The organism is Mariprofundus sp. NF, from assembly GCF_013387455.1.
Classification (GTDB): Bacteria; Pseudomonadota; Zetaproteobacteria; order Mariprofundales; family Mariprofundaceae; genus Mariprofundus.
The window spans coordinates 309,952-330,314 of sequence record NZ_VWNC01000002.1 but is presented as its reverse complement, the minus strand read 5'-3'; the positions used below and the strand labels follow the sequence as shown (position 1 = coordinate 330,314).

Sequence of the window (20,363 nt, the reverse complement as noted above, 5' to 3'; positions counted from 1 at the left end):
GTTTTTGGTGGTTTTTCTAGGCCGATTCGGAAGTTTCTTCTTGATTTCTCTTAAGTAAAATCTCATCTAAATAAACGTTTATGCAAAATATTTAAATTAGATTAATCGAGGATTTTTAAAATGGCAACAGGTACAGTAAAGTGGTTCAATGACTCTAAAGGTTTTGGTTTTATCGCACAGGATGACGGCGGTGACGACGTATTCGTTCACTTCTCAGCAATTCAGGGTGATGGCTTCAAATCTTTGGCTGAAGGCCAGAAAGTAGAATTCGAAGTTGAAGATGGACAGAAGGGCCCACAGGCTCGTAACGTTTACCCTCAGTAAGAATTACCAAAAATTAGTTTTCACTAATTATTTAAGCACCTCGCCTCGGCGGGGTGCTTTTTTTTGGAGATGGTTTTGGGACTGATTATTATTGCATCAATTGCCTTCGGACTAGCAATACTGCTTGGCATCGAATTCATCAGGTTTCTGTTATCTGATCTGTACCAAAGTGGAGCCGGAGGCTATCAACCCGGGAGGTTTGCAGCATTTAGTCTGCGTCATCGTCGTGCTGCTCTGGTGGTGGCCTCACTCTGGGTGAGCTGCTGGATTCTGATCTCACTGTTGACCATGTTTGAGTTTTTCACCCATTCCGAATCCTACTTCTAGTGATATTGGGAGATATCCGCTGATATTTTATGCCACGTCGGATGGGCTCTCTTGGGGCGATAGTGGCAAATAGACCCTTATCTCGCTACCCAGATTTTCACGACTCTCTATTTCAATCTCACCATGATGAACTTTTACTGTGCCCAGCACTGCAGAGAGGCCAAGACCGGTGCCCTTGCCGGGTTCTTTGGTGGTGAAGAATGGGTCATAGATGTGTGGCAGGTTCTCCTCACTGATGCCTATGCCATTGTCCTTCACTGTAATCATGGCAAAGCTGCCGGTCTGGTTTTGATCCGGGCTACTTTCAAAGTTTTTTTCAATCATCTCAAGTTTGACGGATAGTTGCGGTTGCGCGCTATTTTTTATGGCATCGTCAGCGTTGCTGATCAGCTCTTTAAGCATGGCACTCACTTTTTCATTGTCTCCGATAATTTCTATATCCGGCGATATATTAATCTCACATTGATATCGCTCTGGCATCTCTTCTATAGCAAGTTGGGTAACTGTGGCGGCCAGCTTGGATAGATTGATCTGCTCATTGGATCTAAAGCCATGGCGGGAAAAGGTGAGTAGATATTTAACAAGCCGGGTTGCCCGCTCAACAAGGCGATCCATACTATTTAATGCGCGCATGTTACGTTCGGGATCACCACTGTTGGTTCTCAACAGGTAGAGATTGGCCGTCACGGCTGAGAGAATATTGTTAAATTCGTGGGCAATGCCGCCGGCAATAATGCCTGTTGATTTCATGCGCAACCGTTCCTGCTCGTTTTTGCTGGCAGACTTCTCTGTTTCTACTTTGATCAGATGTTGGCGATACCAGAAGCCGAAGAGAAGAAAGATGGCAACGAGCAGCAGGCCTGAGAGAAGCATGATAAGCTGGCTGGAAAAGCGTTTCTCTGCTGTATAGTGATGAATAAAGTCATCGGAATAGTAGGCGATGATTTTCCACTTGTAGGGCCGTGCTGTATTCAGGTGCATGGTTTTGGCGTGAGAGAAGGCATCATACGGGGAGATGGTGGTATAGAGATAAGTACCCCCCTCTGCCGTAATAGTACCCTGTTCAGCTGTGGCTATTGATTTCCATATCTGCGGATGAAGTGCTGCGAAAGAGTTGTTTTTGGTGCTCTCATACATGAAGCCCCAGAGCTTGGACTCCTCTTCTCCGGCAAACCAGTAGCCGTCTCCATTGAGCCATGAAACCTGTTGTGCAGGCACGAGTTTAGCACGATCGGAGAAGTGTTTTATCAACGCTGCGGCCAGCACGTTGATCATGATAATGCCCTCTTTCTCGCCGCGATAGTTGAATGAGGGCATGCCGATTCTTAATGTGGGTTTAAAGGGTTGCTCGACACGGCCGTTTTCAATGTTCAGATCCAGCGGCGAAAGAAACACCTCATGTTCAGCCAGTTTCATGGTATCCTGAAAGTAGTAGCGGCTGCTTTTGTTCTGCAGCTGATCATCATCGGAGAGGCTTGGGTCGCCACCATTGTAATTGGCACGAATGCGCTCCATGCCCTGGCTATCAATTAGACGCAGTTGATCAAAAAATGCAGATGTCGTGAGCAGTGAGATGAAATCTTCAGCAAAAATGCTGGTATCATCAGATGAACCAAAGGGGTTATGCAGCCGTGCCTGATCTACGATAAACAGCGTGGAGTAGGCCAGATGCTGCAGGTCGGTATCGAGATCATTTTTGATGGCATCAAGCGATGCTGTGATCTGACTGTTCAGATGTGCCCGTTCATCCGATAGCAGTCGATCAGGATTATGAAACAGGACAACAACAATGATAAAGATGATCGCAACAACTACGGCCAGGCTACTTCGGCTCAGAGTATTGGACCACATTCAGAGAGACCTAGCCGCTGAAGGCTCCGATATTTCTTAGTCGATCTGCACGACCTTTCAGTAGTTTCTCTACAGGTGTGTTGAGCAGCTCATCCAGTGACTTCTCCAGTAGATCACCCATCAGTTCAGCAGCCTCTTTGATGTTGCGGTGGGCACCCTCTTTGGGTTCAGGGATAATCGCATCAATAAGCCCCAATGATTGCAGATCCAGTGCGGTGGGTTTGAGTGCTTCTGCCGCTTCATCGGCGTGCGCTCTGTCGCGCCAGAGAATAGCGGCACAACCTTCCGGCGAAATTACCGAGTAGGTGGAGAACTGCTGCATATACATGCGGTCGCCAACACCAATGGCCAGTGCGCCGCCTGAGCCGCCTTCACCGATTACCGTACAGACGACAGGGACCTTCAGTGCCGCGAGTTCCTGCAGGTTACGGGCAATCGCCTCACTCTGGCCGCGCTCTTCAGCATCAATGCCGGGCCAGGCACCGGCGGTATCGATAAAGGTGAGTACTGGAATCTCAAAACGTTCCGCCAGTTTGAACATGCGCAGTGCTTTGCGGTAACCCTCAGGCCTTGGCATGCCGAAATTGCGTTTGATCTTCTCTTTGGTGTCGCGCCCTTTCTGATGACCAACCACGACAACGCTCTTGCCACGGAAATTGGCAATACCACAGACAATGGCGCCATCATCGGAGAAGGCGCGGTCGCCGTGCAGCTCCTGAAAGTCGTCAAACATATGCGGAATATAATCGAGAATGTAGGGGCGATCAGGATGGCGGGAGAGCTGACAGATCTGGGCACGGGTCGCCTTGCTGTAGATCTGCTCAACCATCTTATCTTTTTTTGCGTTCAGACGCTCTACCTCTTCGGCGATATTCACACCGGAGTCTTTGCCCATGCCTGAGAGATCTTCAATCTTAGATGTCAGTTCTGCAATCGGGCGTTCAAATTCAAGATAGCTGTTAGCCATAAAATCCTCTCTTATCCTCTGCGTGCCTGCTGTTTACGTGGCGGCTGCCATGGTCTGCAGCGTACACGAATCGATTCTGCACCAAAGCGGGCATCAAGTTGATCCCGAACCGCATCGCTCCAGCTGATGCACGGACCGGTAATCAGTTGCGCAAGACTAGCGTCTGCAAGCCGTACATGGAATGCAAGCCTTGCACTGCCACCTGTGGCCATCGATTTCAGTCGAGCCAGCGTCATCTCATCCCAGGCGATACTGGCTGTGGAGATCTGAATCTCATGTACCAGTTCCGGCAGAATATCATCGACTGTGGTGATCGCCTCGGCAATCAGTACCGGATCCTCTTTGGCGGTGTCCACCTTGGCAGCAATCAGCAGCGGTTTGTCCGAGCTCAGTAGCTCGGAGACCTCCGCATAGAGCTTGGCGAAGACAATCATCTCCGCCTGCCCGTGCAGATCTTCAACCTGCACAAATGCCATGGTGCCACTGCGTCCGTTGTAGGGGCGGATGCTTGAGATGCCAACCGGAACCACGATCTGGCTCTCATGCTGGCGCTGGCCAAGCTCGGCAAGGTTGCAGTCTCCTAACCCCTGACTTCTGTCGAGGTAGGCCTCAAGTGGATGACCTGTAAGATAGAAGCCGAGTACTTCGCGTTCGGCCTGCAGCTGCTCTCCGGCATTCCACGATGGCAGTAGCGGGAAACCACCATCACCGGCTTGCGGTTCGGCCACTTCAAACAGGGTGGACTGGTTGGAGGCGTACTCTTTGCGTTTGCGACTTAGCTGCTCCAACACTTGAGACAGTCCTTCAAGCGCGGCCCGCTGGTTGGGAATCAGGCCTGAGAGTGCAGAGGCTTTAATCATCGCCTCAAGAATACGTTTATTCAGCGTACGCGTCGGTGCGCGCATGATCATATCTTCAAAGTTTTCAAACTTGCCGTCGGCTTTGCGTACGGCTATCACTTCCCGCAGCGCTGCTTCGCCCACCCCTTTGATGGCGCCCAGACCGTAGCGAATCGCCTCGCCCTCCGGCCTGAACTCCCAGTCCGATTCATTGATATGGGGTGGCATGATTTCGATGCCCATGTTGCGGCAGTCAGTCACCAGTGTGGCAACTTTATCAGTATTGCCCATATCACAGGAGAAGGTGGCGGCCATAAATGCCTGCGGATAGTGCGCTTTAAGGTAGGCAGTCTGATAGGAGATCAGGGCATAAGCGGCGGAGTGTGATTTATTAAATCCGTAACCGGCAAACTTCTCCATCAGATCGAAAATCTGCTCAGCCCGATCCAGTGGTACCTTCTGTTTCTCGGCACCATCCATAAAGATCTGGCGCTGTTCGGCCATCTCAGAGGCTTTCTTCTTACCCATGGCGCGACGCAGCATATCCGCCTGACCCAGTGTATATCCGGCCAGAACCTGGGCGATCTGCATCACCTGCTCCTGATAGAGAATAACGCCGTTGGTCTCCTGTAGAATCTTCTTCAGCTGCGGCACCAGATAGACAATCTCCTGACGGCCGTGTTTACACTCGATAAAGGTGTCCACCATGCCCGACTCCAGCGGGCCGGGTCGATACAGCGCCACCAGTGCGATAATATCTTCAAAGCAGTCAGGTAGCAGGCGGGTTAAGAGGTCGCGCATGCCCGATGATTCCACCTGAAATACCGCGCCGGTCTGGCCGCGCTGCATCAGCTTGAATGTGGCAGGATCATCCATAGGGATGGTTTCTATATCAAAGGCCTGGGCTTCGGGGCGCGGGTCATACTGTTTGATCAGTTTGCAGGCGATATCGATCACTGTCAGCGTTTTCAGACCGAGGAAATCGAACTTGATCAGCCCCATCTTCTCGCTGCTGCCCATATCCCACTGAACAACCTTGCCCTCTTCACCGGCCACCTTAAATAGCGGTGCCGTTTCATCGAGATCCTGGCGTCCAATGACTACACCTGCGGCATGTTTGCCTGCATTGCGGTGGCATCCCTCAAGGCGCAGAGCCAGTTCAAACAGGCGAGCTACCTCATCATCGTCATCCACCATCTTGGCCAGCTTGGGCTCTTCAATCAGTGCTTTCTCCAGTGTCATCTTCATATCGACAGGGATCAGTTTGGCGATCAGATTTACCTTGGAGAGCTCCATAGCGAGCACGCGTCCGACATCGCGCACTACGGCCTTGGCCTTCATCTTGCCGAAGGTGATAATCTGCGAAACTTTCTCTTCGCCATATTTGTCGGTCACATAGCGGATCACCTCTTCACGGCGGTTCATGCAGAAGTCGATATCGAAATCGGGCATCGATACACGTTCAGGATTGAGGAATCGCTCGAACAGCAGTCCGTATTTAATCGGATCAAGGTCGGTGATCTTCAGTACATAGGCGACCAGCGATCCTGCACCGGAACCTCGCCCCGGCCCGACTGGAATGCCGTGGTTTTTAGCCCAGAGAATGAAGTCCGATACGATCAGGAAGTAGCCGGGGAAACCCATCTTCTCAATGATGTCGAGTTCGAATTCAAGGCGTTTATCGTACACATCGCGATCAGCTTCGGGCTCACCATGCAGAATCGTTGGCCAGCGCAGATCAAGCCCTTCTCGTGACTGCTGGCGCATATAGGCGTTGAGTTCCATATCCTCCGGCGGCTGGAAATCGGGTAGCTGATAATTGCCAAAGCGCAGATCGACATTGCAGCGGTTGGCGATATGGATGCTGTTCTCAAGGGCTTCGGGAATATCGGAGAAGAGATCCTGCATCTCCTCATAGGATTTGATGTAGTGCTCAGGCGTGAAGATGCCGGAGACATCATCACTGAGTGTGCGGTTCTGTTGCAGAGCCAGAATCGCTTCAAATGAGTTGAAATCATCGCGTTCGAGAAAGTGGCTGTTATTACTGGCGACCAACGGGATATCGAGTTCATGAGCAATCTCGATCACCTGGCGATTCACCTCCTCCTGGCCGTTGCTGCCGTGGCGCTGAATCTCGAGGAAGAAGCAGTGCTCGTGGAACATCTCTTTGTAGGCGCGGGCGGTTGCTTTGGCACCCTTGCGATCACCCTTCTGAAGCAGCTGCTCCACCTCACCGTTCGATCCGGAGGAGAGGGCAATCAGACCATCGCTGTACTGATCCAGCATCGGCTTGCCGACACGAGGTTTGTAGTAGAAGCCATCGATATAGGAGATGGAGATCAGTTTGAGTAGATTCTTCCAGCCCTGATTGTTGCGCGCCAGCAGTACCATCTGCGGGAAACGGGGGCCGCGCGGCCCCTCCGAAACACGTTTGGTGTGATCATCACAGAGGAATACTTCACAGCCCATGATCGGCTTGATGCCCATCTGCATCGCTTTGGAGTAGAACTCAATCGCCCCGAACAGGTTACCATAATCGGTCAGGGCAACGGCGGGCTGCTTGAGCTCCGCTACCTTCTTCAGCATATCACCTACACGTGTGGTTGCCCCCAGCAGCGAGAAATCGGAGTGGTTATGAAGATGGACAAAGGGAGCAAAACGCATCCCGCGAGTTTAGCCACGCGATGGAGATTTTGCACCCGTCCAGTTGCGGAGAAGAGCTCTTTCCCGGCTGCTAACCGGGAGTTCTCTCCTGTCGCACCTTTCTGACCACCAGCACTGCTTCGATGAGCACCCAGCCAGCCAGCATAAAGATGGCAAGACCTACTGCTGCAACCGTCCACTGCTCTTTGCCAATTGCGCCGAAGATGCCCATCACCATGCCGGCAATGGTGGCGCCGAGCACCAGCAGCATCGGTAGCAGGGTGTAGAGAATCGGTTTTCTCTTGCGGTAGAGATAGATGGTGACGGTGAGCAGGGTGAGTCCGGCAAGGATCTGGTTGGTGGTGCCAAACAGCGTCCAGAGGAAGAGGCCTGCAGGTTTGCCATCGACCTTGAAGAAGGCGAAGAAGCCGATGGCAGATACAGCCAGAAAAGTGGCCAGATAGCGGTTGCCGAGTGCTTTCACACCAATGGTCTGACCGATCTCCTCAAGATTAAAACGCAGTAGTCGCGCACCGGTATCGACACTGGTCATGGCAAAACCGACCACCACCACAGAGATAAATGCCGCAGCATAATCCAGCGGCACACCGAGCTGATGGATAAAGTTGGCATTACCCTGAATAAAGATGCCGAGCTTCTGATGCAGGCCGACCGCTTTGTCCCATGAGCCGTAAAAGGATTCCCAGTCAGCGCGTGATGAGAAGGCACCTGCTGTGGTGGCAAGAACAGCTAGCAGTGCCAGCAGTGATTCACCGATCATGCCGACATAACCGATAAACGGCGCATCACTCTCCTTGTCCAGCTGCTTGGAGGTGGTGCCGGAAGCAACAAGACCGTGGAAGCCGGAGACTGCGCCACAGGCGATGACAATAAACAGGAATGGCAGCAGCGGCGGGGCACCGACCGGATTGGGATTGATGGCAGGTGCAGCCCACTCAGGATCAAGGACGAAAAAACCGGCCAGCATGGCGAAGATCGCCAGATAGAGCAGTAGTGAGTTAAGGAAATCACGCGGCTGTAAGAGCAACCAGACCGGCAACACACTGGCGATAAAGGCGTAGACCAACAGCGCCCATGTCCAGTCACTGGCCGTGAAACCGGTGATCGGCATATCCAGTCCGATATAGGTCGTTAGAAGCATCAAGACAAAACCGACGGCAATCATCGGCCAGAGCGGCATGTTTTTCTTGTAGACAAGGAAACCAATCACCATGGCGATCAGCATCAGCGAGTAGGTCGGGAATATCGCTTCAGGATGCGAAGTTGCCGGGATATTGGCGAGATCAGGAGCAGCGAAGAGGCCTGAGATCACCAGTACAAATACACCCATAGCCAGCGCTACGAGGAAGAAGATCACCAGCAGAAAGAGCAGGCGGGTGCGCGGGCTGATCACATCACGGGCGATGGTGCCGACACTCTGCCCCTTATGGCGAATCGATAGCACCAGTGCAGAGAAGTCGTGTACGGCACCGACCAGAAGGGTACCGAACACCACCCAGCAGAGGGCCGGAACCCAGCCCCAGATTACCGCAATGGCAGGCCCGAGCATCGGTGCAAGACCGGCAATGGAGGCGAAGTGATGACCAAAGAGGATATATTTGTTGGCAGGAACATAATCAACATCATCACGCATGGCATGCGCTGGCGTCTCGTTGGCATCATCCAGCTCAAACACTTTTCTAGCCAGAATCCGTTTGGCATAAAAGCGGAAAAAGATGAGGTAGAGGCAGAGTACTGTGATGGCCATGACAACTGGTGTCATTCGTGATCCTCCCTGTTGCTACTGTACCTTAGATATTCTGAAATCGTCAGATCATCCTTGGTCACAGCAGTGTGCGACGCTACTCTAGGGCCTGTTAACATAAATTTCGATGGCGGCGATACGACCATTTTTTTGCCCTGCAAGGCATCGTAAGCGCCATGTGCTTGTTGCACTTAAGCTTGCGATAACGTAGCAGGCCGGAAAAATGGTCTATCCTGAAAGGCTGCGCTCCAAATGTGGCCACTCTGCGTTGTTCGGAATGTATTTGGAATCACCAAATCTCATTCCTTACGCCTTGATTGGCCACATTTGGAGCAGCAGCGCCAACACCGAAATTTGTGTTATCAGGCCCTGGCGCCACTATTGGATAAGGGGAGTCTCGATGCGAATTTCAATCATGCTTGGCCTGCTACTGTTTTTGTCGGCCTGTCAGCAGCAGGATGAGGTTACACTTGCCGATCCGATCAACCCCAGCCCTGTCGTGGCAACGGTGAATGGCATCACCATCCATGAATCGGACATCGATCTTGAACTGGCGCTGCTGCCGGATGAGATGAACCGTTACCGCAACGATGTGCACACCCGTGCTCATATTATGCGCTCATTGATCCGTCGCCATGCCATTAGTCAGAAGGCCAGAGAGATGGGGCTCGATCTCGACCCTGCTACACGTCAGCGCATCGAAAATGCCAGTCGCCAGATTCTTATCGAGGCGGCCAGACAGTGGCAGCTGGCCCATATGGAGAAGATTCAGGAGAGTGATGTTACCGCTTATTACAAGCAGCATCTTGCCGAGTTTGCGGTGCCTGAACAGGTGCATGCCCGACACATTCTCGTTGCCTCAGAGGAGCAGGCGCTGGCCATCATTAAAAAACTGCGCAACAAAGGTGATTTCGCAGCACTGGCTGCCAGTGAGTCGCTGGATGACAGCAACAAATCACGCGGTGGTGATCTCAACTGGTTCCAGCGCGGTGTGATGGTTAAAGCCTTTGATGATGTCGCTTTTGAACTGAAGGAGAATGGCATCAGCCAGCCGGTCAAAACCCGTTTCGGCTGGCACGTGATCGAACAGCTCGGTCGCCGCTCTGCCATGCAGAAACCACTGGATGAAGTGCGCCACGAGATCATCAGTATTCTGGAGAAAAACCAGTTAGACCGCTGGTATGAAAGCGTTGAAAAAGAGTCTCGCATCAAAGTCCTCGATCCAGCCTATAAGTAACACTCTCTTTCACATTGTATTAGTCGAAAGTATTCCTTGAATCTATTTGCTTCTATTCAGATTCAGAGAGGGCATAGATCACAACAGCATTTTCTTTGCCCTTTACTTTAACCTCATCCAGTTTTGTTACTTGTAAATGAGAGAAAATTACAGGTTTTTCACTTTTGGATAACAGTTCCCGGATCTGGTTGAGTGTAAATTCAGTGATGATTATGTCGGTATCATAGTTGCGTGTCAGAGCTTCAACGCGTGCCCCCAAGTTTACCGCATCACCAATTACGGTGTAGTCCATTTTCATTTTTTCAGATCCGATGTTGCCGACAACCACATCCCCTGTATTGATGCCGATTCCGATGCCGAGTACAGCTCGCCCCTCCGCGCGCCACTTTATTTGCAACTCATGCAGTCGCCTCATCATCGCCAGCGCACACCCCACGGCCAGTTCAGCGTGATTTTCCTGCGCGACCGGAGCCCCCCAGAAAGCCATTATCTCATCGCCAACAAACTTATCCAGAGTTCCATCCCATGCCATGATCACCTCGGTCATCGCAGAGAGGAACTCGTTTAGGGCTTCAACGACCTCTTCCGGCTCATGGTTCTCCGAGAAGGTTGTGAAGCTGCGCACATCGGAAAAGAGAACCGTGATGTTTTTTCTTGCGCCGCCCAGTTTTGCCATCTCGGGGTGATCTATTAATTCTTTGACCACCTTCTCGGTCGTATATTTGGAGAAGGTATTGCGAATCTGCCTAGCTAACCGCTCTTCAGTAAAAAAGCGGTATGTCGTTAATGTCGTATAGAGAATACTTAGCGTCAGTGCAGGTACAACGACATGTACCCAGATATCATGGGCGACAAAGGCGTACTGGGTTAATCCCAAGTAGACGATAAGCAGAAAACCGAAAAACAGGCCGCTTGCAAATGCACCGAAGTAGGGAACAACAAGTGCCATAATGAAGGCAAAGCAAATAATGGCGACTATATCTATCAGTGTGGTTAACTCCTCTTTCACCAGGTAGTTTTGGCTAAGGATGTTCTCAACCACAGTGGCCTGTTTCTCTACACCTGCGAGTTCAGTGAAGGGAGTCACATGGATATCACCAGTGCCAAGAGCCGTGGCTCCGACCAGCACGATTTTACCTTGTAGTTCAGTGGCTGGAATAGTGCCTGCAAGGATATCGATGGCCGAATAGGTGGTGAATCTTCCGCGTTTACCTGGATAGTTGATCAGAATGCGGCCGGAAATGTCTGTAGGTAGATCAATCTTATCCCCCATGATGATTCGGTCACCCGTGATCACCTTCACATCCTGCGGCCTCAGATCTTTAAACATCCTTGCTATTTCCAGTCCAAAGGAAGGATAAATGTCAGCTCCCATTTTGACGTAAAGAGGTTCCCAACGAATAGCGCCGTCCTGATCGTAGAGCGAATAGACATGGCCGATGGATGCAGCCACCTCTGCCAGCCCCTCAAATGGCGTTAGCGCGGTCTGTGCCAACACAGGCTTGTAGGCAGGCCCGGGTTTACTCAGCATGAATGCATGCCAGAGCATATATCCCGGAAGCTGGACATTCGCTTTATTATCAATCGATGCCATGGCTTCAAACACATGCGGGGCAAAGGCCAGTACAACATTTCCTGCCTTGTTGACCGCAGTAATGAGTGCGGCATCAACATTATTGATCTGCTCCATAGCCTGAAGTTCACCAAGAAAGTTTTTATCCACCGATGCCAGGCTTTGGTATGACCTGTTAAGTTCGCGTAACGACTCCAGCCCCTTGCTCACCTCCGGAAGCTGGTAGAGGTAGTCAATGCCGATCACTTTTGGTTGCATTGAGGTGAGCTTGTCGATCAGCGCAGCCATATACTCCCGTGTCCAGATATTCAGTGCGAACTGTTCCAGTGTCTTATCATCAATAGCGACAATGACAATATCCGGCCTGACGGATCGCTCACCGCGCAGCAGCGTGCGGATGTCGAAAGTTTTGGATTCTAGGTAGTCGACAAACATCGGCGGTGTGACAGTTGCAAAGATGGCAGCGGCAACTATAAGTGAGGCCAGTAGGAAATAGGGGCCTTTATGTTTAACGACGCGCATTCCGTAGCCTCATGCTCATTGCGGGAAGATCAGAAGCTATCATCGCATTTGTTTCTGGTCATGCCGATATACCTCAGGAGCGGACAAGCTTCATCCGCTTATTGCTTGACGCATTAAAAATCGCGTACAAAAGCAAGCTTGCCATATGTCCTCTGAAACTGATACAGGTCGATATTGGACCAGTTCTTAATATGACCGAAGACAATGCGTGGTGCAAACCCCTTCATGTTCAGTGCCAGTGGGATCAGACCGATCTCTACTGACTGCTTTCTCTCCCTTCGGCGCTCTGCGAAAAACGGGTCTATGCCCGCATAGCGGGTTTCCAAATAATCCAGCATCACTGATGCTGTTACCCGTAAGGGTAGCTCCAGAGATAACCCCAGCTTGGCCCCTGATGAGATGAAGTCATAAATCTCATCGTGCGCCTTGTTGCGTCCGATGCTTGCGCCAGAGCTCCAGACCAGACCGCTGGGCATTGCTTTGGTCATATCAACTGTGAACCACTGCTGCCAGCCGTTACGAAGCGGATAGTCAGGATAGCGCAACTGTTTGCTCTCCAGTGCCGGGTTGAATGTCCAGCCTGATGTTGTTCGATAAATATCTGATATGCGGAACGCCGCTCCGTCAAACAGGTTGTGGCCGCCATAAAAGGAGGCGTGTCCGCCGGCTTCGAAAGAGAGCGAATGGGCTGGGCTCCACTGCTTTGTCCAGCCAGCGAATGCCATCAGATAGGTCAGGTTGTACTGATTGGCCGAGGGGTAGTTCTGATGCTGGAGGACGGCTCGCACACTGAACTGGCGTGCATCGCCAAAGCGATACTGCCCCTGCCAGTTAAGGCCGAGGCCTTTGCCGCTTCTCTTGCGTGCAGTTGGACTAAGGATAAAGCGGCGGCCGCCGATGATCACCACCTCGCTGGCGGTGGCCTGATTGATGTTGCTGTCACCAAGAATCTCAAATGAGAGGGTTTGACTGAAGGTCAGTCTGTCAATCTGATTGAGGAACAACAATACGTTGGCACGCACATTTTCCGGAAGTCCGGGCTCACCCAGTACCCGCTGAAAATGGTGCTGCGCAGCTTCGGTGTCGCCATTTATGAGCAGTGCACGTGCCAGATCAAGGCGTATCCGTAAGACAGAGGGGTCTCGCTCAAGCATAGCCCGGTAAAAAAGGAGCACGCTATTCCAGTCGCCGCGCAATTCAGCCAGTTTGCCAGCGACAAACAGAGCCTGCATCGGTGGCGCGGATTGTTTTAGTAGCTCTGCTACGATCAGGGCAGCCATGTTCGGTTTCCTCTCAATCAGCAGTTGTGTCGCTACCTGTGCTAGTTCTTCGGGAGTTGCCTGAGTGTTTTCTGATGATGTGACTACTGGTAGTGAGTCTGCACCGGAAGTCTCGGCGACAGTGGTGAAAGAGGTGAGAGAGAAGCCAATGATCACCACTAGCCGAAAAAGCATCGATGCCCTTGAAAGCTCGCCCCTCAGCTCCACTTACGCTTTACTGGCCAACAAACACGCCATGCATTCGGCCAACTGGGCCAGTGGCTTGTGATGCGGTAAATGCGCCTCCTATATTGGCAGGAACATTGGCTCCGCCTGTCGCAGGTGCTTTGGTGGCAGGGCCGAAGAAAGCACCATTTGCCGTTCCGGTAAAGCCACTGCCAACATTGACAACACCAACAGTGAAGGTGTTGCCGGTAATTGTTCCCGGGGCTGCAGGCACCATATTCAGGTCATAGTTAGGATTGGCCACATTAGCACCATAGGTACCACCACCAAGATTGGCGTTGGTGATGGTGCCTGTGGTTGCAAAGTTGGTGATCTGATTTGTGCCGAAATCGGCTGTCACATTCAAGGTCGAGTTGAAACGGAAGTCATGATCGAGCAGAGCGGCCGTTGAATAGATCCAGCCCTGAGCTATACCGGTATAGGTGCCGGTGCCAGCGGTTGGAATGGATGCTAGCGGTGTTAGTGTGCCTGTGACGCCGGTTCCGGCGAGCCAGTCATCCAGATTGAGCTGCACCCCCCAGTGGAATAGAGATACATACTGATATGCAACGATCGGTAGCCCCTCAATCTGATTGAGAATAACAGAGTTAGGGCCTGCACCTAGAGCGGCAGGGGTGTCTGTGGCGGCGCCACCTAGAGCAAACTCATTGGCCGCGACCGGTGTATTGAAGGTGTAGCTGAAGGGACCGTTGTTGGTGCCGCCGGGAACGTTATGGGTGCCAGCGATGGTAACGCTGGTGATGTTGCCGCCAGCATCGCGAGTAACAGTCACAACATGATTGGCATCCGGGCCACTTGCCGCACCCAGAGGAGAGGCTGCAACATTCCACTGCTGCATGACATAAACAGAGTCTTCCACTGTAACAGTGCCAGTAGGGGCAGGAATGGCTCCGGCAGGGGTGTTGCTGGAAGCGACGGCACCAATAGCCACTGCGCCAAGGGCGGCGGCTCCCAGAGCTGTCGTGGTAGCGCTAATGGTGGTTACCTCTGCAGCTGCGACCTCCACTGCTCCAGCGCCCTGCGCAGGCGCTGACTCTATCGGGGCGGCTGGCGTCATCTCTGTGGCCTCCAGCAGTTGTTCAAGAACTTCGGGATCTGTTGCTGTCGGGGTGGTGGGTGGGTTTCCCTCAGTGACATCAACAGTCTGTCCCGCTGCGCACATCTCTGTCCCAGCCACGCCTGCATTGATGTTCCTGATCTCCACCATGCCGTCATGGCAGACAAATCGGGTTGAAAGACCTTTGACGATCGTGAAAAAATCGGTGCCACGGGCTGCTGCAACAGCAGTGGGGGTGACAACCTCGAAATGGGGTGTTTCGGAAATATCATGATGAACGATGGAGCGAAGCGTGCCCCGGAGTATCTTTAAAGATCCATCTTTCAATTTGCTGTTGTCGAACATGAACTTTGTAATTTCAACCTGAGAAGAGGAGGCTATTCGAAGTTCCGTTTTATCTACGAAAGTTACTTGAGCTCGAGACCTCTCCAGCGTTGTCACAAGATCCTTAATTTCAACGTCGCTGCCGATCTGTGCATCAATGGGGCTGGCTGCTCCTTTTCTAAGGTGATTTACCTTGTTGATGGTTGCAGAAAATGCTCCTACAGGTGCTCTCTGGATGAGTTGCTCATCATCTACGAATGTAATTTGATCGGCAGCCTGAACAGCACTGCAGCAAGAGACAGTAGCCACCATGACCAGAGGCAGGATGAATTTGTGAATCGAATGCCTACAAAAAGAGATCAAGAACCATTCCTCCTATGTGCAACAACTATCACGAAGACTTAAAAATAGTTCACCCATACTGGATAAGTTATAGGCTGTAATTGCCAGCTTGACAATACCGGCCTGCAATATTCATCTTTGCTAGGAAGCATATACTTTACTTTGTGTGTGTGCTATAGCTTATGGGTATACAGTCGTTTGTGGATTTTTAGGAGGTTGCAGTGTTTGAAGAGATTTCAAGTAAAGAAGCTAAACAGACGCTGATGTTTATTTTTGATGCAGCAGTAGACATTGAGATGGAAAAGGATCAAACCATATTTGTAGAGAAGGTCCTTAAACATGCCCGGCGGATTTTTGAGGCCCCTGCTGGAAGTATCGCTTTTGTAGACGGAGATTCCCTCGACTTTCTGTCGTTTCAAAATGATGAAATCGACACCAGTTCCATATCAAGAGATCAAAATGGGGATGATCTGAGAATACCTCTAAATCACAGGAGTATTGCTGGCCACGTAGCTATGACCGGTGAGCTGCTTCTGGTTGATGATCCTTATCATGTGTCTGAATCTGTACCATATAAATTTGATGGCTCCATAGACAAGTTGAGCGGCTTCAAAACGGAGGCTATTTTAGCGATTCCTCTGCGACACCCGACAGAAGGGATCATTGGTGCTTTAGAAATCATCAATCCAAAAGAGGAGCTTGTTCACGAGTTAAATCTGGGCATAGCGAAAAGTTTTGCGGTGATGTCAGCTGTCAGTATCATCAATATGAGGCTACAGGAGTCCCTGAGAAAAGCATATTTAGAGACGCTCGCACGTCTTGGCTATGCTGCAGAGTATAAGGATGAGGATACGTTTAAACACATCCAGAGAATCCGATATAGTTCAAAAATCCTTAGCAGGGAGCTTGGTTTTTCGACAGAAGAGCAGGAGAGTATATTTCATGCTTCCGCCATGCATGATGTTGGCAAAGTGGGGGTTCCTGATGCCATATTAGGTAAAAACGGCAAGCTGGATGATGACGAGTGGGTGAAGATGAAAGCGCACTCGAACAAGGGCGCTTCCATACTTAGAGGTTCAGATACTGAAATACTCAAACTGAGCGAAGAGATTGCTTTGCATCACCATGAGAAGTGGAATGGGAACGGTTACCCGGATGGTTTGAAGGGAGAGGATATTCCCTTGGCGGCCAGAATCGTTGCGGTTGCCGATGTATTCGATGCCCTGGTAAATGAGAGGCCGTATAAAAACGCCTGGCCATTGCAGGATGCGCTTTCGCTTATAAAAAATGAAAAAGGGGAGCATTTTGACCCACAGGTTGTGGATGCGTTTTTTAACTGTCTGGATGAAATTCTGGAGATTCAGAAAGAGCATCAATAGACTGAATTAAGTTAACGGTCTCTTTGAATAAGATGCATGGCGTTTGATTCTGACGGAGTTTATGGATGTCAGGGCACAGCACTAATCCGACAGTCAGTTTTTTTTAGATTTGTGTTAAAATAATCTGGGCCAAGGCTTGAATGTGGGCATCACTGTCATTGAGGGCTGGGATATAGCGGTAGGTTTTACCGCCAGCCTCGAGGAAGATGTCGCGGTTTTCCATGCCGATCTCCTCAATGGTCTCCAGACAATCTGCCGGGAAGCCGGGACAGATCACATCCACGCCCTCAACACCCTCTTTGCCCCAGCGCTCCAGTGTCTCATCGGTGTAAGGCTGAACCCACGGATCTTTACCGAAGCGGGACTGAAATGACATCTGCAGTTGGGTCTCATCCAGCCCCAGTGCTTCGCGAAGCAGGCGGGTGGTTTTGCGACAGTGGCAGGGGTAGGGATCGCCGTTGTTAAAGTAGGATTCGGGAATACCGTGGTAGGAGAGTAGAAGTCGCTCAGCCTGGCCATGCTCCTGCCAGTGGTTGCGAGCACTCTCTGCCAGTGCTTCGATATAGGCAGGGAAATCGTGGTAGGCATCGATAAACTGCAGTTGCGGTACACGCCGCCATGTTTTCAGGGCTTCAGTGACCGCATCAAAGGTGGAGCCGGAGGTGGTAGCGGAGTATTGCGGGTAGAGTGGCAGCACAATGATGCTGCTGCAGTTCTTCTCACGCAGCGCTTCAAGGCCACTGCGGATTGATGGATTGCCGTAACGCATGGCCAGCTCAACATGCAGTGGCTGCGCAATCTGCTCGCGCAGTGCAGCCTCCAGCTTTTCTCGCTGGCGTTTGCCGGTGGCCAGCAGAGGTGAACCCTCATCACTCCACACCTTGGCGTAGAGCGCTGCTGATCTGGCCGGACGGGTATTAAGAATGATGCCGTTAAGGATCAGCCACCAGAGCCAGCGCGGCTGCTCAACTACACGCGGATCCCAGAGGAACTCCTTGAGATAGGTGCGTACAGCCGCTGTGGTGGGCGCATCAGGGGTGCCGAGATTGGTTAGCAGGATGCCAACGGCAGGCTCTTGTTTATGTTCAAATGACTGTTTGGCACTGTATGGCATTAACGCATCCTTTTTTATCTTAGTAACGAATGGAAAATCTCTCCCAGCTCTCCGGCAGTGTCGACGGGGAAAATTCGACGCGCTCAACACTGGCATGAGTTGGCCCGTGATGCAGCCACTGTTTCATCAGGGTTATCTGAGGCTCAGGCCCGGCGATACAGGCTTCAACATCACCATCAGGCAGGTTGCGCACCCAGCCATGCAGGCCAAGGCGATTGGCTTCGACTTGTGTGTAGTGACGAAAACAGACGCCCTGCACGCGGCCATGAATGCGGGCCAGCAGACAGACTCGGTTTAGAGGGTGTTGGGCCACAGGATGGTATCTTTTGCCTGTTCATCTGTCTCAGGGTGATCGGTGGAGTAGTGCAGGCCACGCGACTCAAGGCGCTGTTGGGCACTGGTAATAATCAGTTCAGCGATCAGCTCGAGATTACGCAACTCCAGCAGATCCTGACTGACCGGATGTTTCCAGTAGTAGGTGGCGATCTCTTCACGGATCAGATAGAGGCGGCGCTTGGCGCGGCGCAGGCGCTCATCAGAGCGCACAATGCCGACGTAGTGAGACATCGTGGCACGAATCTCATCCCAGTTCTGCTTGATCTGGATGCGCTCGGTCTCCGGCACAATGCCGGAATCATCCCAGGTGGGGATCGGCGGCAGTGGTTTGGCTTCGCGTTTGATAATGTCGGTAGCGCAAAACTCAGCCATCACCAGACACTCCAGCAGTGAGTTGCTGGCCAGTCGGTTGGCGCCATGCAGCCCTGTGCAGGCGGTTTCACCGATGGCATAGAGTGAATCGATCTCGGTTCGACCGTGGATATCGGCCTTGATGCCGCCGCAGATATAGTGTGCAGCGGGGACGATGGGGATCGGTTGCGTGGTGATATCCAGCCCCAGCTTCAGCAGCCGTTCATGAATATTGGGGAAGTGGTCTAGCAGCTGTGTGCGGCCGATGGGGCGGGCATCGAGATACATGCAGTCGGCACCCTGTTTTTTAATCTCATAATCGATGGCACGGGCGACGATATCGCGAGGGGCCAGCTCTCCGCGTTTGTCGTAATCAAAAACAAAACGCCGCCCTTCACTATCAACCAGATAGGCACCTTCTCCGCGCAGCGCCTCGGAGAGCAGCATGTTCGAACCCTGTCGATGAAACAGGCAGGTGGGATGAAACTGAATAAATTCAAGGTTCATTACCGGAGAACCGGCTCGCCAGGCCATGGCAATACCATCACCGGAGGAGGCGTGCGGATTGGAGGTGTAGAGGTAGACTTTACCTGCGCCACCCGTGGCAAGGATGGTTTGTTGCGCTTCAATGGTCACAACACGCCCTTCCGGAGCCAGCACATATGCACCCAGACAGCGGTTATCAATACCGTGGCCGATGCGGCGCGTGGTGATCAGATCAATTGCGGTGTGCTGTTCCAATCTGCGCACATTAGGATGCGGAGCCACTTTGGAGAGCAGTGCTTCACCTATGGCGCGGCCGGTTGCATCTTGCGAATGGGCTACGCGACGGCTGCTGTGGCCCCCCTCCCGGGTGAGATGCAGTTCACCATCCCTGCGATCAAAGCGGGTGCCGATAGCGATCAGCTCTTCAATAATTTCAGCGCCGCGCTCAATGACCGACTGCACCACTTCCGGATGGCAGAGACCGCCACCGGCGGCCACCGTATCTTTGACATGCGACGCCACTGAATCACTGCCGGAGAGTACGCCGGCGATGCCTCCCTGTGCATTCCAGGTGCTGGACTCCTCAAAGGAGCCTTTGTTGACGATGATGACGCTGCCGTGCTCAGCCAGACGGCGTGCCGCCAGAAGACCAGCCGCGCCGCTGCCGAGAATCAGGTAGTCCGCCTTAAGGCGTTTTTTGCCACTGCTCATGGTTGCCAACCCTACGCCGGAATTTCCCGCATGCACTATTCAGCGTTTATCTGGCCGGTTGTGGCAGGGGTAATTTGTGCGGCGGGCAGGGGATAGCTATCGTTGAATGGATTGGTATAAGATACGCCGCCCTGATGGTTGATTCGTATCAGATGTGGCAGGAGTTCTATTGGAGCAGCAGGTAACAGTGATTCAGACAGATGGCCGTGACGCCACCGTGCGTGGTCGTCGTGCATCTGCCTGCGGTGATTGTGCCGGCAAGGCGTCCTGCTCAACGATGGGCTCCTGGCGGGAGCGGCTGATTGATCTGCATGTGAAAAACACAATCGGAGCACAAACGGGTGATGAGGTGCTGCTGGAGGTGCCTGATGGCCTGCTCCTGAAAGTGGCATTTCGTATCTATGCACTACCGATGCTGGTGTTTGTACTGACCGGCGCAGCAGTGGCCTGGCTTGCCGCGCAGATGAGTTGGCCTGCTCCGGAGCTTCTCGCTGCACTGGCGGCATTGGGCTCTGTGCCGCTGACCTATCTGCTGCTGTTGCGTAACAGTAGCAGTGCTAAAACTGATCTGGATGTACGAATGCTGCGTATTGTGAATCGTGGCGGATGCCATATCCCGATCAAGCCTGTGTAGGGAAACGCTGAAAAAACTGCGTCCATGTAGTTTGTCAGAGCATCCTTATTAGTATTGTTTTAATCTTTTATTCATC

At 52.1% G+C, this 20,363-nt stretch carries 15 protein-coding genes; 5 read left to right on the top strand and 10 right to left on the bottom strand.

The annotated features are described in order from the left end of the window. Positions 1-120: 120 nt before the first annotated feature. Positions 121-324, top strand: a complete 204-nt coding sequence (locus F3F96_RS04530) for a cold-shock protein (protein ID WP_176957251.1) — start codon at positions 121-123, stop codon at positions 322-324. A gap of 75 nt (positions 325-399) precedes the next feature. Further along, positions 400-651 carry a hypothetical protein gene (locus tag F3F96_RS04525; protein WP_176962047.1) on the top strand — a complete coding sequence of 84 codons (252 nt, stop codon included), beginning with the start codon at positions 400-402 and terminating at the stop codon, positions 649-651. A gap of 27 nt (positions 652-678) precedes the next feature. Here F3F96_RS04525 and F3F96_RS04520 read toward each other — a convergent pair whose 3' ends face one another. The 4 genes from F3F96_RS04520 to F3F96_RS04505 form a co-directional block, all read right to left on the bottom strand. Further along, positions 679-2,502, bottom strand: coding sequence for an ATP-binding protein (locus F3F96_RS04520; RefSeq protein ID WP_176962046.1), 1,824 nt, complete (start codon positions 2,500-2,502; stop codon positions 679-681). Between the two features lie 10 nt (positions 2,503-2,512). After that, entirely contained in the window at positions 2,513-3,469 is a 957-nt protein-coding gene (locus tag F3F96_RS04515) for an acetyl-CoA carboxylase carboxyltransferase subunit alpha (RefSeq protein WP_176962045.1), read from the bottom strand. Between the two features lie 11 nt (positions 3,470-3,480). Beyond that, positions 3,481-6,972, bottom strand: a complete 3,492-nt coding sequence (gene dnaE / locus F3F96_RS04510) for a DNA polymerase III subunit alpha (protein WP_176962044.1) — start codon at positions 6,970-6,972, stop codon at positions 3,481-3,483. A 70-nt stretch (positions 6,973-7,042) separates the two neighbouring features. Further along, positions 7,043-8,734 carry a carbon starvation protein A gene (locus F3F96_RS04505; protein ID WP_176962043.1) on the bottom strand — a complete coding sequence of 564 codons (1,692 nt, stop codon included), beginning with the start codon at positions 8,732-8,734 and terminating at the stop codon, positions 7,043-7,045. Between the two features lie 382 nt (positions 8,735-9,116). Here F3F96_RS04505 and F3F96_RS12435 point away from each other — a divergent pair, with 382 nt between their 5' ends. After that, positions 9,117-9,953, top strand: coding sequence for a peptidylprolyl isomerase (locus F3F96_RS12435; protein WP_176962042.1), 837 nt, complete (start codon positions 9,117-9,119; stop codon positions 9,951-9,953). A 52-nt stretch (positions 9,954-10,005) separates the two neighbouring features. Here the strand turns inward: F3F96_RS12435 and F3F96_RS04495 are convergent, their stop codons facing one another. The 3 genes from F3F96_RS04495 to F3F96_RS04485 form a co-directional block, all read right to left on the bottom strand. Beyond that, positions 10,006-12,048, bottom strand: a complete 2,043-nt coding sequence (locus F3F96_RS04495; protein ID WP_176962041.1) for a CHASE2 domain-containing protein — start codon at positions 12,046-12,048, stop codon at positions 10,006-10,008. A gap of 113 nt (positions 12,049-12,161) precedes the next feature. Further along, positions 12,162-13,502: a porin family protein gene (locus F3F96_RS04490; protein WP_176962040.1), complete on the bottom strand. Its 1,341-nt coding sequence runs from the start codon at positions 13,500-13,502 to the stop codon at positions 12,162-12,164. A 40-nt stretch (positions 13,503-13,542) separates the two neighbouring features. After that, on the bottom strand, positions 13,543-15,297 hold the full coding sequence (locus F3F96_RS04485; RefSeq protein WP_176962039.1) for a FecR domain-containing protein: 1,755 nt from the start codon (positions 15,295-15,297) through the stop codon (positions 13,543-13,545). A 200-nt stretch (positions 15,298-15,497) separates the two neighbouring features. On the opposite strand from F3F96_RS04485, the gene F3F96_RS04480 reads away from it, so the two are divergent. Continuing rightward, a complete protein-coding gene (locus F3F96_RS04480) occupies positions 15,498-16,655 on the top strand; it encodes an HD domain-containing phosphohydrolase (RefSeq protein WP_176962038.1) in 1,158 nt (385 codons plus the stop codon). Positions 16,656-16,758: 103 nt separating this feature from the next. Here F3F96_RS04480 and hemH read toward each other — a convergent pair whose 3' ends face one another. Genes hemH through nadB form a run of 3 tightly spaced genes read right to left on the bottom strand, consistent with a single transcriptional unit; the run spans position 16,759 to position 19,653 of the window. Beyond that, the gene (hemH, locus tag F3F96_RS04475) at positions 16,759-17,769 is read right to left on the bottom strand and encodes a ferrochelatase (protein WP_176962037.1); all 1,011 of its coding nucleotides are present in this window, start codon (positions 17,767-17,769) and stop codon (positions 16,759-16,761) included. A gap of 19 nt (positions 17,770-17,788) precedes the next feature. Beyond that, positions 17,789-18,082 (bottom strand): acylphosphatase, encoded by a 294-nt coding sequence (locus F3F96_RS04470; RefSeq protein WP_370465500.1) that lies wholly within the window; start codon positions 18,080-18,082, stop codon positions 17,789-17,791. Continuing rightward, complete coding sequence (nadB, locus tag F3F96_RS04465) at positions 18,064-19,653, bottom strand: L-aspartate oxidase (RefSeq protein ID WP_176962036.1); 1,590 nt, start codon at positions 19,651-19,653, stop codon at positions 18,064-18,066. The genes F3F96_RS04470 and nadB overlap by 19 nt, the downstream gene beginning before the upstream one ends. A gap of 169 nt (positions 19,654-19,822) precedes the next feature. Here nadB and F3F96_RS04460 point away from each other — a divergent pair, with 169 nt between their 5' ends. Then, the gene (locus tag F3F96_RS04460) at positions 19,823-20,287 is read left to right on the top strand and encodes a SoxR reducing system RseC family protein (RefSeq protein WP_176962035.1); all 465 of its coding nucleotides are present in this window, start codon (positions 19,823-19,825) and stop codon (positions 20,285-20,287) included. Positions 20,288-20,363 lie beyond the last annotated feature (76 nt).